We start from the raw sequence: 14,954 nt of genomic DNA, 5'->3' as shown, positions 1-14,954 counted from the left end.
TTTTATGTAAAAACACCCCGAAGCCAGAGAGCGGTTTCGGGGTGTCGTTTACAAGCAAGCGTATCTTGCCAATCAGACCCTCGCGGGCCTGAGCTTAAAGAACGGCAGGCAACACACGACCGGCACATTCGCCAAAAGACAGCGTGGGATAGCCATCTTGACGGCACTGGCCCTTCAAAATGATCTCGTCCTGATCTTCCAGGAATTTGCGCTGTTCACCCCAAGGCAGATCAATGGGGTTCTTGCCGCCCTGGTTCATCTCCAGCAAAGAGCCTTCCTGCCCCTTGGCCGGGCCGGACAAGGTGCCGGTACCCAGCAGGTCGCCGGTTTGCAGATTGCAGCCGTTGACGCTGTGGTGCGCCACCAGTTGGGCCACAGTCCAGTAGGCTTCCTTGAAGTTGCTGCGCGACAGCAGAGCGGGGTCTTTCTTTTGCTGACGGGACTGCTCGGTGCTCAGATACACCTCCAGCTCCACGTCCAGAACACCGCCGTCCTGATTCGCCTGATCTTGCAGATAGGGCAAAGGCTGTGGGTCAGACTCGGGGCGGCTGAAGGGGCGACGGAAGGGGGCCAGAGCTTCCAGCGTGACTACCCAGGGAGAGATGGTAGATGCAAAGTTCTTGGCCAGGAATGGACCCAGAGGCTGGTATTCCCAAGCTTGCAGATCGCGCGCCGACCAATCGTTGAACAGGCACAGACCGAAAACGTGCTCGTTGGCTTCACCGATAGGGATACGGCGACCCGCCTCGTTTCCCTTGCCGATCAGAATGCCCATTTCCAGCTCGAAGTCCAGGCGCTGGCAAGGGCCGAAATTCGGCGTTTCCTGACCTTCAGGTGGACGAGTTTGCCCAATTGGACGCGGGAATTGCTGACCAGAGACTCCAATGCTGGACGCACGGCCGTGGTAGCCGATGGGCACCCATTTGTAATTGGGCAGCAGCGGGGCATCCGGGCGGAATTGCTTGCCGATGGCCGTGGCGTGGTGCACGGAAATGTAGAAGTCGGTGTAGTCGCCAATCTGCGCGGGCAGGGCGTACTCCAGCTTGCTGCGGTCGATCAGCATGGGACGCAGGCGCGATTCGGCGGACGAGCCTTCGCGCAGATCGTGAGACAGCGCTGCACGCAAGGCGCTCCAGTGTTCCTGCCCCAATGCCATCAAGGGATTCAAAGCCGGTTTGACGCAAGCGGCCAAGGCTTCAGCCGCCTTGCCTTTCCAGGGGGTATCGCAGGCCAGCAGGCCCAGGTCCAGCGCGTAAGGGCCAATGGCCACCATGACGCGGAAGTCCTCCTGATTGTCACGGCGACGGGCCACGGCAAAGGGCAGATTCTGGATGGGGAAACCGTTATCGGTTTCGTTCGCGCCGGGCACCCAGCTTTGCAGCTTGGGGTCGTGTGTGTCATTCAGATAAATACGGGTCATGCCTTTTGTTCCGTAGAGAAGTGTTTTTCCAATCCGTCCCAGACGGCATCGTAATTGGCCTGCAGGCTGCTGCTTTGCAAGGCTTGTGGCGAGGGGCGGATGACTTTGCGGGTCTCGAACATAAAGGCCATCGTACCGCGCAGATAGTCTGCCTTGCTCAGATCCGCACTGCTGGCCTTGTCAAAGGTGCTGGCATCGGGGCCGTGCGGGCTCATGCAATTGTGCAGGCTGGAGCCGCCAGGAGCAAAACCGTCGGCCTTGGCATCGTACACGCCCTGGATCAGGCCCATGAACTCGCTGGCGTAGTTACGGTGGAACCACGGTGGACGGAAGGTGTTTTCCATAGCCAGAATGCGAGGCGGGAAAATCGCAAAGTCCAGATTGGCGGTGCCGGGGGTGTCGGATGGCGAAGTCAGCACGCTGAAAATGCATGGATCGGGGTGATCGTAGCTGATCGAGCCAATCACATTGAAGTCGCGCAAATCATATTTGTACGGTGCGTGCGTGCCGTGCCAGGCCACAACGTCCAGTGGCGAGTGCGTCAGTTGGGCGACCCAGAAGCCACCCGTGAATTTGGTGATCAGCTCGTGAGGTTCGCTGACATCTTCGTACCAGGCAACCGGGGTTTTAAAGTCGCGAGCATTGGCCAGACCGTTGGAGCCGATGGGACCCAGTTCAGGCAAACGCAGGGGAGCACCGAAGTTTTCCAGCAGATAGCCACGAGCGGTATCGTCCAGCAACTCGACCTTGAAGCGCACACCGCGCGGCATGACAGCAATCTCGCAAGGCTCGATCTCCATGATGCCCAGTTCACTGACCAGACGCAGGCGGCCGTGGTCGGGAACGAACAGCATTTCGGCATCGGCGTTGTAGAACACGCGCCGTCCCATGGACTGGTTGATGGCGTACAGATGGATGGCAATACCGCTTTGCGAATCACTGCTGCCATTGCCTGCCCAGGTGTGCACCCCAGCCAGAAAATCTGTGGGGGTGCTGGGGTGGTTCAAGGGGCTCCAGCGCAAACGATTGGGATTGGCTGGGCCCTGGCCGAAATCTTCATTCCAGTGAGGAGCACCTTCAAAAGCCGTAAACGCACCTTGTTTGGCGCTGGGACGAATGCGGTACAGCCAGGAGCGGCGATTCTCGGCGCGTGGCGCGGTAAAGGCCGTGCCGGACAACTGCTCTGCATACAGGCCGTAGGGGCAGCGTTGCGGCGAATTGCGTCCAATCGGCAGTGCACCGGGCAGGGCCTCGGTGGCAAAGGCGTTACCAAAACCAATCTGATAATTCAAAGAGCTCATCGTGGGTCTCCAGATTCAGGCAGCCTGCTCCAGGCAGGTCTGGCGGGCGGCGTCCAAGGCTTGCTTGATCACATCCAGCGAGCCGACATGATTGCACAGCAAGAGCACCAAAGCAGCATTCATGGCATGGCTTTGTGCTGTGCTCAGGCCTTGGTGGGCGTCAATCAACATTTGGTAGAAATCATCAGCCCGTTCCAGGGGGGTATCGGTATTCAGTGTAGGCATGAAGCACTCTCCAGGAAATGGCCACAGGCTTTGTGTACGGCAGCCTGGACAGCATGACCATCCAGATGACGCCAACGGGCGCACAGATGTTGGTCGGGGCGAATCAGATAGCAGGTGCCGGGCTGGGCGTCGTAACGCTGGCGCAGCATATCCTGGCTGTCGATCAGGCCACCTTGGGCTTGTTCGGGACTAGTGCCAATAGGCCAGACGCGCACGCGGCTTAACAAGCCCTGGGCGACCAGCTCATCCACGGCTTCGGGATGGCTGACTTGGCTTTCACCAAATTCCAGCAGCGTAAAACCGGTGCCTAGTTGACCCAGCCACCAGCCGTCCTGACCGTTTTGTTCGATAGGCGCGTCGGGCACGCACGCACCCAGTGGCGTGGAATTAGGAGCAAATTTGTGTTCGTCAGCCGTATTCAAGGGGCTGTCCGGGTAGGCGCTAGGCAAAGACAGGCGACCGCTATTGACCAGCACACGGGCAAAGGCGTGGCGGCGAGCCAGAATCAGGGCGGCATCACGGAACAGGCGGCTAATTTCGCTTTTGGGGGTGATGAAGTCGGTCGAACGGCTGGAGTGGCGAATATTCTCGTCCGCGGCCAATTCACGTTCATGGCTGTAGCTGTCCAGCAGGCTGTCGGGAGCCTGGGCATTCAGAACCAGATTCAGCTTCCAGGCCAGATTGTCGGCGTCCTGGATGCCGCTGTTGGCACCGCGTGCGCCAAAAGGCGATACACGGTGGGCCGAATCACCGGCGAATAGAATACGGCCATGGCGGAAGCGCTCCATGCGCTCGCAGGCAAAGGTGTAAATGCTGACCCATTCCAGCTCAAAGGGGGCGTCGGCACCCAGAAGGGCGCGAATGCGGGGCAGCACGTTTTCTGGTTTGACGGCGTCAACCGGGTCGGCATCCCAGCCCAATTGGAAGTCGATACGCCAGACATTGTCCGGCTGGCTGTGCAGCAGAACAGATTGATTGGGATGGAAAGGCGGGTCAAACCAGAACCAGCGCTCGGCGGGGAAGTCGGCCTGCATGCGTACGTCTGCAATCAGAAAACGGTCTTTGAACACGCGTCCGCTGCTGCTCTCGCCCAAAGCACGGCGAATGGCCGAGCGCGAGCCGTCGCAGGCCAGCAGCCATTCGGCTTCCAGTGTGTAATTGCCTTGCTGGGTTTCTACATCCAGATGCACGCCTTCTTTCTGATTCACCACGTTCAGCACTTTATGGCCGGAACGCAGCTCGATCAGGGGCTGGGCGCAGACGGCTTCGTACAGATAGCCTTCGCAGTAGTACTGCTGCAAATTGATAAAGGCGGGGCGCTGGTGGCCTTCTTCGGGCCGCAGATTAAAGCTCCAGACTTCCTGGTTGCGGAAAAAAACCTTGCCCACATTCCAGGACACTCCTTTGTCCATCATGCGTGAGCCCACGCCTAATCGGTCCCAGATATCCAGAGTGCGTTTGGCAAAGCAAATGGCCCGCGATCCTTTGGACAGACTGGTGTCATCGTCCAGGACTACGACCCGGTGGCCTTTGGCCGCCAGGTCCAGGGCCATGGTCAGCCCCACCGGGCCCGCACCCACTACCACAACAGGGTGGCGGGTATGGCTGGCCGGTGGAGGCGCTTGCGTCAGCTCCAGGGTCTGGTAATTAATGTCTCCCATTTTCTTTCTCCCTGGTCTTGCGTCTTACTGGCCTTCGAGCTGTTTCCACATTTCCAGATCGCGCTCGGCGGTCCAGATGCGTGGGTCTTCGTGGCCGTTCACTTCGTCGTAGGCACGGGACACGTCAAAGGGCATGCAGTGATCAAAAATGACCCAGTCTGCGTAGCGAGGCTTCATGAAATCGTAGGTTTCGCGGTAAATGGTCTTCAGATCGTTACCGGCGGCTGCGCCTTGCTGCACGCTGGAGTACAGGTCTGTCAAAAACGCGCGTGTGCCAGCCAGGGCTTGGCGCACTTCGGTGGCGTTCTTCAGGGCAGGGCCACGGCCAGGCACCATTTGTTCGGCTTTGAAGTCGCCCAGGCGGTCCAGTGTGCGGGGCCATTCGCGGAAGTAGCAGTCGCCTGCGTATGGGGTGGATTGGTATTCAACCAGGTCACCGGCAAACAGAATTTTTTGTTTGGGCAACCAGGCAATGGTGTCGCCCTTGGTGTGGCCACGGCCCACTTGCATCAGGTGCACTTCCAGATTGCCCAGGTCTACCGTCATGTGACCTTCAAAGGTCATGGTGGGCCAGGTCAGGCCGGGAGGAATGGATTCGGCGTTGCGGAACAGGCGGGGGAAGCGGCCAATTTCGCTGGCCTTGTCTTGCTCGCCACGTTCCACGATCAGGTCGTAGGTATCTCGGCTGGCCAGGATTTCCTGGGCATCGTAGGCCGAGGCACCCAGCACACGTACGGCGTGGTAGTGCGACAGCAAGACATATTTGATGGGTTTGTCGCTGACTTCGCGGATGCGGCGAATCACGTCTTCGGCCATGACAGGCGTGGCCTGGGTGTCGATCACCATAATGGCCTCGTCACCGATGATGATGCCCGTATTCGGATCACCTTCAGCCGTATAGGCGTAGGCGTTGTCGGACAGTTTTTCAAAGGCAACGACTTTGTCTTCCAGGTCGTTATGCGAGGCGAAGGACTTGCTCATGAAAATGACTCCACAGTCGATAGGGATGGTGTCAGATTAGTTTATGGCGAATCAGTTAGATATAGGTGAATACCTGAATAGGGTAGGGACAATTGAAAAATGCAGACGAGCGCCTGCCTGCCGTATTTGGCATCAGGCGCTATATAGAGAGAGAAGGGGGACTTAGCGGCGCTGGCAGCGCGAGCAGTAATAGGTCGCGCGTTGGCCTTGGACTATCCGTTTGATAGGCTGCTGGCAGCGTGGGCAGGGTTTGCCGACACGCTCATAGACATTGGCATAAATATCGAAGTAGGCGCCCGGTTCGCCGCTGGCGTTGACGTAGTCGCGCAAGGTGCTGCCGCCGGAGTCCAAAGCGGATTGCAAGGTGCTCAAGACAGCCGCATGCAGCTTCTCGCAACGGTGCAAAGAGACTTCGCCAGCAGGCAGTTCCGGGTGGATACCGGCCAGAAACAGGGATTCAGAGGCGTAGATATTGCCCACGCCCACCACAATCTTGCCGCCCAGCAGAGCTTGTTTGATGGCCACACGTCGTCCTTGCAAATGCCGGTGCAGATGTTCAGGCGTAAACAAAGGGTCAAAAGGTTCGACACCTAAAGTACGTAGCAACGGGTGGTTTTCCAGAGGGCCGTCCCTATGGGCGTGCCATAATATCGCACCAAATCGTCGTGGGTCGTGCAGCAGGAAGCGGGCCTCATCAAAGATCCATTCCGCATGATCATGTTTGCGGCGCTCTTCATCCAGGGCCACACGACGCAAGGAACCGGACATGCCCAAATGGATGATCTGGACGCCTTGTTCAAAATGCAACAACAAGTATTTGCCGCGACGCGCGCAGTTCTGGACAGCCTGGCCTTCAATCCATTGCGGCAAAGAGGCAGGCACGGGCCAGCGCAGACGAGGCTCGTGAACCAGGAATTGCCGGACAATTTTTCCCTGGATAAGCGTCGCAATTCCGCGACGAGTTGTTTCAACTTCTGGCAGTTCAGGCATGGGGGGGTGATACCATCAACAAATCTGATTCCTTTATTGTGCCATCGGGCGTTTTGTCGCGCGTATCACGGCACGGGTTTTTCTGGATGAATGCTCTGACCTTAGCACTAAAGCTGGGCCTGATGTCGTTGCTTGCAGCGGTTTCGGTGCAAGCACAACCATCACTTCCCATACTCAAGGCGGAGCCGCCTGCTGACAAGATCCGTTTGCGCAGCGGGCAATTGCCTTTGGTCGGCCTGACCCCGGACATTCTGTATCGCATTCTGGTTGCCGAAGTGGCTGCTTCGCGTGGTGAATACGACGTTGCCAGCCAGACCTTCCTGTCCTTGGCGCGTGACACCAGCGATCCTCGTCTGGCTCAAAATGCCTTTCAATACGCCATGGCCGACCGTGACTTGGGTCGTGCCTTGCGAGCTGCCAAAGAGTGGGCTTTGCTCGCTCCCAATGACCCCGAAGCTAAAGCGACAGCTCTGGCCCTGGAAGCTTCCAGCGGTCAGACCGAAGGCTTGGCCGATGCCTTGTGGCTGCGTATCTCTCGCGCCCAGGATAAAGAGCAGGCCGTAGTGCAAGCCATGAGCATGGTCAGCAAAATGGTGGATCGCCGTCTGGCGCTGGAAGTGCTGGACAAGGCTTTGCAGCAACCGGTGCGCTCATTGCCTATTGCCCGTTTAGCCTTGGCCGATACAGCCTGGAGTGCTGGCGACATGGCGCGGGCGGACCGTGAGGCGCGCGAAGCCCTGAAACTGGACCCGCATTCCGAAGCCGCAGCGCAACGTGTGCTGGAATACGGAATCAAGATTGATCCTTCGGCTGCCTTGCAAAGTGCGCGTACGTTTGTGCGAGCCAATCCGGACAGCCGGAAACTGCAACTGCTGCTTGCCAATCGCTTGGTGGAGCGTCAGCAGTTTGACGAGGCCCAGGCCATTGTCACCGCTTTGCAGCGAGCCAATCCTGAAGATTTTGATTTGCTCTATACCCAGGCCGAAATTCATATTCGCGCCCAGGAGTTTGATCAGGCCCGCCAACTGCTGGAGCAATATATTGCCGTTCAGCAGCAGCGCCGCCAGTCTTTGAATGATGCCGTCAGCACGGCCTTGGCCAGTATTTCTGAAGCCCGCTTGTCCCTGGTGCAGATTGCTGAAGCCCAAGGTGACATGAATGAGGCCATTCGTCAGTTGGATCTGATTGAAGAGCCAGCCTTGCGCTTTCAGGCTCAGATTCATAAAGCTGTCTTGCAAGCCCGCCAGGGCAACTTGCCCCAGGCGCGTCGTACCCTGGAAAACTCCCGCCCGCGCGACATGAGTGAGCAGGTCGTGGTGGCCTTGACCTATTCCTCTATCTATCAAGATAGCGGCCGTACGGATCAGGCGTTGGAAGTGCTGGAGCGTGCCGACCGTGAGTTGCCTGATAGCGCCGAGATCAAATACAACCTGGCCATGCTGTACGAGCAGCGCGCCAAGCACGATCAGTTTGAAACCTTGATGCGTCGCGTCATTGAGTTGCGCCCGGATCATGCCAACGCGTATAACGCCTTGGGCTATACCTACGCAGATCAGAACCGTCGCATGGATGAGGCGCAGGACTTGCTGGAACGCGCCATGGAGCTGGAGCCGGACAATCCCTATATTCTGGATAGCGTAGGCTGGTATCTGTTCCGTATTGGTGACTTGCAAGCGGCACTGGAATATTTGCAGCGCTCTTACGAACGTCTGCCTGAAGCCGATGTGGCGGCTCACCTGGGTGAAGTCTTGTGGGTGAAAGGCCGCCGTGATGATGCCCTCTTGGTATTCCGGGCAGGCTTGAGCAAAGATGCGGAGAACCGCACATTGATGGAAACCATTAAGCGCCTGGGAGTGCCGCTGCCGTGAGTATCTTGAAACAGCGAGTTTGGTCCCGAGCAGGGGCCCTGGCCTTGGTGGCTTTGCTCAGTGCTTGTGCGACTCCTCCCAAACCTGAAATTGGCGGCGCTACCGATGCAGCGTCTGCGGCATCGACCTTGTCGCGCTCCGGCCGTTTTGCACTGAGCGTGACTCATTCCAGCTCTCAGGTGGAAGCCGTGCAGGGTGGATTTTCCTGGCGCGATGATGGTCACAAGCTCATGCTGGACTTGAGCAATCCTCTGGGTAACACCTTGGCGCGTGTCTGGGTCTTGCCCGGCCAGGCCATGCTGGAGCGTACGGACGGCAGCCAGGAAGTGGCTTCCCATCCCGATGCTCTGGTTGAACAGGTTCTGGGCAGTCCCGTGCCCGTCGCCGGTTTGCGTGACTGGCTGCATGGCCGCACGGGTAGCGCCCCGGTTCAGAGCGAACGCCGGGATGATCAGCAAAAGCTGAGCAGTTTCGAGCAGTCTGGCTGGCGCGTGACGCTATCGCGTTACGACGAGCAGGGGCCGCGCTTGCTGCAACTGAATCGTCATGAATCCAGCCGCTCTATCAGTGTGCGTCTGGTTGTGGATCAGTAAAGCCCGAGCAGGTTTGTGTAATGGCGCTCTATCATGTCCCGGCTCCGGCCAAGATCAATCTGTTTTTGCATGTCACGGGCCGTCGAGATGACGGCTACCATTTCCTGCAAACGGCCTTTCGTTTTGTTGATCTGAATGACTACCTGAGCTTTGTACCGCGTAGCGATGCTCAGATCCATCGGGCACACAGCACCTTAAGCGATGTAGAGCCCGAACAAGATCTGGTCATCAAAGCCGCCCGTGCCTTGCAGCGAGCGACCGGGACCCATCAGGGCGTGGACATCTCTTGCATCAAGAACATTCCTTCCGGTGCCGGCATGGGAGGAGGCTCCAGCGATGCGGCCACCACCTTGATCGCGTTGAACCGCTTATGGGGTTTGGGTCTGAGCCGTCAGGCCCTGATGGATATTGCCTTGCCCTTGGGCGCCGATGTTCCCGTATTCGTATTTGGGCAGGCCGCTTTTGCCGAAGGGGTAGGCGAGCAGTTGCAAGCTATTCAGATGCCTCCCCGGGACTACCTGATCATCCGGCCGCCGCAATTTATATCCACCGGAAAAATATTTAGCTCCGAATGCTTGACACGTGATGAGAAACCTATCACAATGACGTTCTTTACTGATTGGCAAGAAAAATTCTGGCAATTCAAGGACAACAATCCTTATTTTGGCAGAAACAATCTGGAGTCAGTCGCATTCAGTCTTTATCCTGATTTAGAAAATTTAAAACAGGGTTTGCAAAGTTTAAAATTGAATGCTAGAATGACGGGCTCAGGTTCTTGTTTGTTTGTTGAGTGCAGAGACAAGCAAAGTGCCATGAACGGTCAAGTTGAAATTGACCGAAATAGCAGTAAAATAGATTTTTCTGGTAGCACAGAAACAAGTGGTGATAAGTTGCTGGTCGAACAAACTTGGGTTTGTTCTGGATTGCAAGATCATCCACTACGCTACTGGATTAAGTAAGTATTTGGGGAATCGCCAAGCTGGTTAAGGCACTGGATTTTGATTCCAGCATGCGAAGGTTCGAATCCTTCTTCCCCAGCCACCTTTCAGGCCTAGCCTGCGATAATGTAAAGCTGTTGAGTCGTTGCCTTAACGAGGTCCCGATCAACAGCTTTGCTTTTCCTGCATCAAAAATCTATCTCCCATCATGGCACAAGACCGATTCATGATCTTCACCGGCACGGCTAATCCTCGCCTTGCTGTCGATGTCGTCAACCACCTTGATATGTCGCTGGGGAAAATGACGGTGGGTCGCTTCTCTGACGGGGAAGCCATGGTTGAAATTAACGAGAACGTGCGCGGTCGCGATGTTTTTGTTCTGCAACCCACCTGCGCTCCCACCAACGACAATCTGATGGAAATCATGGTGATGGTCGATGCCTTGCGCCGTGCTTCGGCCGGTCGCATCACTGCTGCCATCCCTTACTTTGGTTACGCCCGCCAGGATCGACGCCCCCGTTCGGCGCGTGTGTCGATCTCTGCCAAGGTCGTAGCCAATATGTTGCAAGTGGTTGGTGTTGATCGCGTCATGATGATGGATCTGCACGCTGACCAAATCCAGGGTTTCTTCGATATCCCTGTCGACAATATCTACGCTTCCCCCATTTTGCTGGGCGATATCTGGCGCTGTAACTACCAGGACATGGTGGTTGTTTCGCCTGACATCGGCGGTGTGGTGCGCGCACGTGCACTGGCCAAGCAACTGGAAGTGGATCTGGCTATTATCGACAAGCGCCGCCCACGCGCCAACGTCTCCGAAGTCATGAACATCATTGGTGACGTCAACGGACGCACCTGCATCCTGATGGATGACATGGTGGATACGGCCGGTACGCTGTGCAAGGCGGCTGAAGCGCTGAAAGAGCGTGGTGCCAAGGCGGTTTACGCCTACTGTACGCACCCTGTGCTCTCGGGCGAAGCCATCGAACGTATTACGCATTCTCAATTGAACGAGTTGGTTGTGACGGACACGATTCCTTTGTCCGCCAAGGCCCGCGAGTGCAGCAAGATCCGCCAACTGTCCTGTGCAGCATTGTTGGGCGAGACCATCTTGCGTATCTCGAACGCCGAATCCGTCAGCTCCTTGTTCACTGACTAAGTTTTTTTAGCGTGTGCTGGTCGCGGCACACGTCAACTAGGTAGGCAACTACCGTTTTTTCGCAGTGATCTGATGATCCTGCAAATTGGAGTTTTCCATGAAATTCACCGCTACGTCGCGTGATGTACAAGGTACGAGTGCGAGCCGCCGCCTGCGTCACGCTGGCCGAGTTCCTGCTATTGTTTACGGTGGCGAAGAACAGCCCGTCGTGATCTCTCTGGATCATAACGAGACTTACCACAACCTGCGCAAAGAAGCCTTCCACGCTTCCATCCTGACGATGGAACTGGACGGTAAAGCTGAAAAAGTGCTGTTGCGCTCGGTTCAGTGGCACCCATACAAGCAGCAAGTTCTGCACGTTGATTTCCAACGCGTTCTGGCTTCGCAAGCCATCACCACCAAAGTTCCTTTGAACTTTGAAGGTGGCGATGTGTCCCCAGCCGTCAAGCTGAGCAGCCAAGTTATCAGCCACATCCTGACCGACCTGGAAATCACCTGCTTGCCAGGTAACCTGCCTGCGTCCATCACTGTGGACCTGAGCGGCATGACTGCCAACGCCAACTTGCACCTGGACAGCATCAAGCTGCCACGTGGTGTGACTTACGCTGGCAACGACGCCAACCCTCTGCTGGCTGCTGCTCTGCCAGTTGGTGGTGGTGCTGCTGCTTCGGAAGAAACAGAAGAAAGCGCCGAGTAATCAAGATTGCCTGCTGGCTTCGGTCGGCAGACAGCTTGGCGAATCAACCCCTGTCAGCGTATGCTGGCGGGGGTTTGTTATTTGTGCCTGCATCCTTGCCGATGTAGCTGCTTCCTGCGAAAACATTCATGTCTGAGCCTATCCGTTTGATTGTCGGCCTGGGTAATCCTGGCCCCGAGTACGAAACCACCCGTCATAATGCGGGTTTTTGGCTGGCAGACCAGTTGGCCGATGATTTGCATGCCTCCTTCAACCTGGAAAAATCCTTTTTTTCCTGGGTCGCCAAAGCGCGCTTTGAAGGTGAGAACGTCATCATCGCCAAACCCATAACCTTCATGAATAAATCCGGGCAGGCAGCCGGAGCCTTGATGCGTTTCTACAAGCTCAAACCCGAGCAAGTGCTGGTCTTGCACGATGAGCTGGATTTGCTGCCAGGTCAGGTCAAGATGAAAAAAGGCGGTGGGCACGCCGGGCATAACGGCCTGCGTGACATCCAATCTGCTTTTGGTACACCGGATTTCTGGCGTTTACGCCTGGGTATCGGTCATCCCCGTACCTTGGGGCTGGCCCAGCAAGTGGTGAACTTCGTGCTGCATACCCCCCGCAATGAAGAATTGCGCGAGATTGAAGACGGTATGAACCGTTGCCGCATCATGATGCCTGCTTTGCTGCGTGGCGACTTTGAACAGGCGACCCGCCAGCTTCACGCGCCGCAGAAGGCCTGAAGCATGACGCCAGCGCCAAGCAGCCAGATGCGTTTCCGGGACGAACTCAAAGATTTTTTCCATTTTCTGCGTCATCCCCGTAGCGCCCGGCGCTTGCCCGGCAGAGTGCAAGGAGATGGCTGGTATCTGGATTGGTTTGCTCCCTTGCCCTGGAAGCGCATGCTGCAATGGGCGGGCATGCTGTGGCTGATTAACGCTCTGGTGCTGGGGCCGATTGCGGTCTCCGTAGCCGGAGTAGGCGGTGCTCAACACCGGCTGGACCCTACTAATATTCCTTGGGTACAAGCCATCATCTGGGCACCCATCGTGGAAGAGCTGGTTTTCCGCTTTGTACTCCGACGGCCATCACAATGGCTGACGGTAGTCCCGCTGGCGGTGCTCTTGATGTTCCAGGGGCCAAGCTGGTTCATGCAGGCCTTGCTGGCATTGGGGCTGGCGCTATGGATTAGCCGTTACACCGGCCTGTCTCGTACCGCCTTACCCGCAGGAAGTCCTTGGTGGCGCAAGCTCCTGGCGGCCTTGCAAGGGCGAGCCTGGCGATTTTCCTCCATGCGGCGTTATTGGCGCTGGTTCCCCTGGGTGTTCTACGGCATGACCCTGGCCTTTGGGGCGCTGCATTTGTATAACTTTCAGCTCAACAGCACGAGCTGGTTCTTGTTGCCCATGCTGGTACTGCCTCAATGTATGACGGGTCTGGTACTGGCCTGGCTGCGCGTGCGTCGCGGCATTGGCGCGTCGATTGTGTTGCACGCCATCTTTAACGGCGGTCCGGTCTTGCTGATTATTGGCTTGCTCAAGCTCTTTGACGGCATCCCCGTCTAAGCAAATCGGCATCTCCACGCGCTATCCTGTGTCCCCGGCACGACTGTTCTGAGCCGTCTGCAGGCCCTGCAGCGCCCAAGGGCGCTACAATAGCGCATCGTTTTATAACTCTTTGATTTTCAGGATACTCATGGCACTGCAATGCGGCATCGTTGGCTTGCCCAACGTTGGTAAATCCACTCTGTTCAACGCTCTGACCAAAGCCGGCATTGCGGCTGAAAACTACCCTTTCTGCACCATCGAACCGAACGTCGGTGTGGTCGAAGTTCCTGATCAGCGTTTGCAAGATCTGGCCAAGATCGTGAACCCCGAGCGCATTCTGCCTGCCGTGGTGGAATTTGTAGACATTGCTGGTCTGGTCGCCGGTGCATCCAAGGGCGAAGGCCTGGGTAACCAATTCCTGGCCAACATCCGCGAAACCGATGCCACCGTGCACGTGGTGCGCTGTTTTGCCGATGACAACGTGATTCACGTTGCCGGTAAAGTGGACCCCCTGGCTGACATCGAAATCATCAACACCGAATTGGCATTGGCTGACTTGGGTATCGTGGAAAAAGCGGTACACCGCAACCAGAAGCTGGCCCGCTCTGGCGACAAAGACGCGACCAAACTGGTAGCCTTGCTGGAGCGTATTGAGACAGCCTTGGGTCAAGGCAAGTCCGTACGTTCGCTGAAGCTGGACGAAGACGAACTGTTGCAGATCAAATCCTACGGCTTCATCACCGCCAAGCCCACCATGTACGTGGCCAACGTGAAAGAAGACGGCTTCACCAACAACCCCCACCTGGAAGCCGTGCAGAGTTACGCTGCTGCTGATGGCGCTCCTGTTGTGGCCGTATGTGCTGCCGTCGAAGCCGAAATCGCCGAACTGGACGACGCCGACAAGATCGAATTCCTGTCCGATCTGGGTATGGAAGAACCCGGCTTGAACCGTGTAATTCGCGCTGCCTACAGCTTGCTGGGCCTGCAAACCTACTTCACCGCAGGCGTCAAAGAAGTTCGCGCCTGGACCATCCGCGTGGGTGACACCGCCCCTCAAGCCGCTGGCGTGATCCACACCGACTTCGAGCGCGGCTTCATTCGTGCACAGACCATCGCTTTTGACGACTTTGTAGCCTGCAAGGGTGAGCAAGGTGCCAAGGAAGCGGGCAAGATGCGCGCTGAAGGTAAGGAATACATCGTCAAAGATGGCGACGTGCTGAACTTCCTGTTTAACGTCTAAGCTTCTTGCAAGTGGTGTAGATGTGGCAGGCCCCTGCTATCAGGCGCCTGCCATTTTTCTGCCATTATCTATAATACTTGGTGTTATAGATTCTGCTTGAGACTGTGGTGAGAATTTTCAAAAAGCGCATGGTTCGAGCGGTTTGCCCGTAAGCAGGGCATTGCAGATCTGGCACTTCTGGATGCAGTAGCGCGAGCCGAGCGTGGACTTGTCAGTGTGGGTGAAAAAGTGACGTTCAAGAAGGTAGTCACGTATGTGTTTGGCTTGTCAGAAGCCCATTCAAGCAATCGCCTGATCATCCCCCCGCTGCTTGTTCAAGCAACATATTAGTTCAATAAACCGGTGTTTCCCT

14 protein-coding genes, 1 tRNA gene and 1 pseudogene are annotated in these 14,954 nt (G+C 56.7%); 10 read left to right on the top strand and 6 right to left on the bottom strand.

Features of this window, described 5'->3' with window-relative positions; genetic code table 11:
* Positions 1-94 precede the first annotated feature (94 nt).
* From fahA to mutM, 6 genes are all read right to left on the bottom strand, one after another.
* Positions 95-1,420 (bottom strand): fumarylacetoacetase, encoded by a 1,326-nt coding sequence (fahA, locus tag OSH09_RS13110; RefSeq protein WP_266121211.1) that lies wholly within the window; start codon positions 1,418-1,420, stop codon positions 95-97.
* Entirely contained in the window at positions 1,417-2,721 is a 1,305-nt protein-coding gene (hmgA, locus tag OSH09_RS13105) for a homogentisate 1,2-dioxygenase (protein WP_207873261.1), read from the bottom strand. The genes fahA and hmgA overlap by 4 nt, the downstream gene beginning before the upstream one ends.
* 15 nt (positions 2,722-2,736) lie before the next feature.
* Positions 2,737-2,946: a DUF2783 domain-containing protein gene (locus tag OSH09_RS13100; RefSeq protein ID WP_207873262.1), complete on the bottom strand. Its 210-nt coding sequence runs from the start codon at positions 2,944-2,946 to the stop codon at positions 2,737-2,739.
* The gene (locus OSH09_RS13095; protein WP_266121210.1) at positions 2,934-4,607 is read right to left on the bottom strand and encodes an FAD-dependent oxidoreductase; all 1,674 of its coding nucleotides are present in this window, start codon (positions 4,605-4,607) and stop codon (positions 2,934-2,936) included. The genes OSH09_RS13100 and OSH09_RS13095 overlap by 13 nt, the downstream gene beginning before the upstream one ends.
* A gap of 24 nt (positions 4,608-4,631) precedes the next feature.
* A complete protein-coding gene (locus OSH09_RS13090) occupies positions 4,632-5,588 on the bottom strand; it encodes an MBL fold metallo-hydrolase (protein ID WP_266121209.1) in 957 nt (318 codons plus the stop codon).
* A 162-nt stretch (positions 5,589-5,750) separates the two neighbouring features.
* Complete coding sequence (gene mutM / locus OSH09_RS13085; protein ID WP_266121208.1) at positions 5,751-6,578, bottom strand: bifunctional DNA-formamidopyrimidine glycosylase/DNA-(apurinic or apyrimidinic site) lyase; 828 nt, start codon at positions 6,576-6,578, stop codon at positions 5,751-5,753.
* 122 nt (positions 6,579-6,700) lie between these two features.
* Between mutM and OSH09_RS13080 the strand changes: the two genes are divergently transcribed.
* The 10 genes and pseudogenes from OSH09_RS13080 to OSH09_RS13035 form a co-directional block, all read left to right on the top strand.
* Positions 6,701-8,446, top strand: coding sequence for a tetratricopeptide repeat protein (locus tag OSH09_RS13080; protein ID WP_243430210.1), 1,746 nt, complete (start codon positions 6,701-6,703; stop codon positions 8,444-8,446).
* Complete coding sequence (locus OSH09_RS13075) at positions 8,443-9,039, top strand: outer membrane lipoprotein LolB (protein WP_266121207.1); 597 nt, start codon at positions 8,443-8,445, stop codon at positions 9,037-9,039. The genes OSH09_RS13080 and OSH09_RS13075 overlap by 4 nt, the downstream gene beginning before the upstream one ends.
* A gap of 20 nt (positions 9,040-9,059) precedes the next feature.
* On the top strand, positions 9,060-9,998 hold the full coding sequence (gene ispE / locus OSH09_RS13070) for a 4-(cytidine 5'-diphospho)-2-C-methyl-D-erythritol kinase (RefSeq protein ID WP_266121206.1): 939 nt from the start codon (positions 9,060-9,062) through the stop codon (positions 9,996-9,998).
* A gap of 5 nt (positions 9,999-10,003) precedes the next feature.
* Positions 10,004-10,080, top strand: a tRNA-Gln gene (locus OSH09_RS13065).
* Positions 10,081-10,185: 105 nt separating this feature from the next.
* Complete coding sequence (locus tag OSH09_RS13060; protein WP_042483022.1) at positions 10,186-11,136, top strand: ribose-phosphate pyrophosphokinase; 951 nt, start codon at positions 10,186-10,188, stop codon at positions 11,134-11,136.
* Between the two features lie 97 nt (positions 11,137-11,233).
* Positions 11,234-11,833: a 50S ribosomal protein L25/general stress protein Ctc gene (locus tag OSH09_RS13055; protein WP_266121205.1), complete on the top strand. Its 600-nt coding sequence runs from the start codon at positions 11,234-11,236 to the stop codon at positions 11,831-11,833.
* A 128-nt stretch (positions 11,834-11,961) separates the two neighbouring features.
* Positions 11,962-12,558: an aminoacyl-tRNA hydrolase gene (gene pth, locus OSH09_RS13050; protein WP_189391754.1), complete on the top strand. Its 597-nt coding sequence runs from the start codon at positions 11,962-11,964 to the stop codon at positions 12,556-12,558.
* A 3-nt stretch (positions 12,559-12,561) separates the two neighbouring features.
* Entirely contained in the window at positions 12,562-13,380 is an 819-nt protein-coding gene (locus tag OSH09_RS13045) for a CPBP family glutamic-type intramembrane protease (protein WP_207873270.1), read from the top strand.
* A gap of 130 nt (positions 13,381-13,510) precedes the next feature.
* Entirely contained in the window at positions 13,511-14,602 is a 1,092-nt protein-coding gene (ychF, locus tag OSH09_RS13040; RefSeq protein WP_207873271.1) for a redox-regulated ATPase YchF, read from the top strand.
* A gap of 132 nt (positions 14,603-14,734) precedes the next feature.
* A pseudogene (locus tag OSH09_RS13035) lies at positions 14,735-14,932 on the top strand (hypothetical protein); the annotation flags it as partial.
* Positions 14,933-14,954: the final 22 nt, after the last annotated feature.

This window comes from Alcaligenes parafaecalis (genome assembly GCF_026344135.1).
GTDB classification, from domain to species: domain Bacteria; phylum Pseudomonadota; class Gammaproteobacteria; order Burkholderiales; family Burkholderiaceae_B; genus Alcaligenes; species Alcaligenes parafaecalis.
This window is presented reverse-complemented; position numbering and strand designations above follow the sequence as displayed.

Excerpts from the sequence above, each read along its gene's own strand:
- OSH09_RS13055 (WP_266121205.1), top strand. The coding sequence starts at position 11,234 with ATGAAATTCACCGCTACGTCGCGTGATGTACAAGGTACGAGTGCGAGC.
- OSH09_RS13100 (WP_207873262.1), bottom strand. The coding sequence starts at position 2,946 with ATGCCTACACTGAATACCGATACCCCCCTGGAACGGGCTGATGATTTC.
- OSH09_RS13090 (WP_266121209.1), bottom strand. The coding sequence starts at position 5,588 with ATGAGCAAGTCCTTCGCCTCGCATAACGACCTGGAAGACAAAGTCGTT.
- OSH09_RS13095 (WP_266121210.1), bottom strand. The coding sequence starts at position 4,607 with ATGGGAGACATTAATTACCAGACCCTGGAGCTGACGCAAGCGCCTCCA.
- ychF (WP_207873271.1), top strand. The coding sequence starts at position 13,511 with ATGGCACTGCAATGCGGCATCGTTGGCTTGCCCAACGTTGGTAAATCC.
- OSH09_RS13060 (WP_042483022.1), top strand. The coding sequence starts at position 10,186 with ATGGCACAAGACCGATTCATGATCTTCACCGGCACGGCTAATCCTCGC.
- pth (WP_189391754.1), top strand. The coding sequence starts at position 11,962 with ATGTCTGAGCCTATCCGTTTGATTGTCGGCCTGGGTAATCCTGGCCCC.
- OSH09_RS13045 (WP_207873270.1), top strand. The coding sequence starts at position 12,562 with ATGACGCCAGCGCCAAGCAGCCAGATGCGTTTCCGGGACGAACTCAAA.
- ispE (WP_266121206.1), top strand. The coding sequence starts at position 9,060 with ATGGCGCTCTATCATGTCCCGGCTCCGGCCAAGATCAATCTGTTTTTG.
- fahA (WP_266121211.1), bottom strand. The coding sequence starts at position 1,420 with ATGACCCGTATTTATCTGAATGACACACACGACCCCAAGCTGCAAAGC.
- OSH09_RS13080 (WP_243430210.1), top strand. The coding sequence starts at position 6,701 with ATGTCGTTGCTTGCAGCGGTTTCGGTGCAAGCACAACCATCACTTCCC.
- mutM (WP_266121208.1), bottom strand. The coding sequence starts at position 6,578 with ATGCCTGAACTGCCAGAAGTTGAAACAACTCGTCGCGGAATTGCGACG.
- hmgA (WP_207873261.1), bottom strand. The coding sequence starts at position 2,721 with ATGAGCTCTTTGAATTATCAGATTGGTTTTGGTAACGCCTTTGCCACC.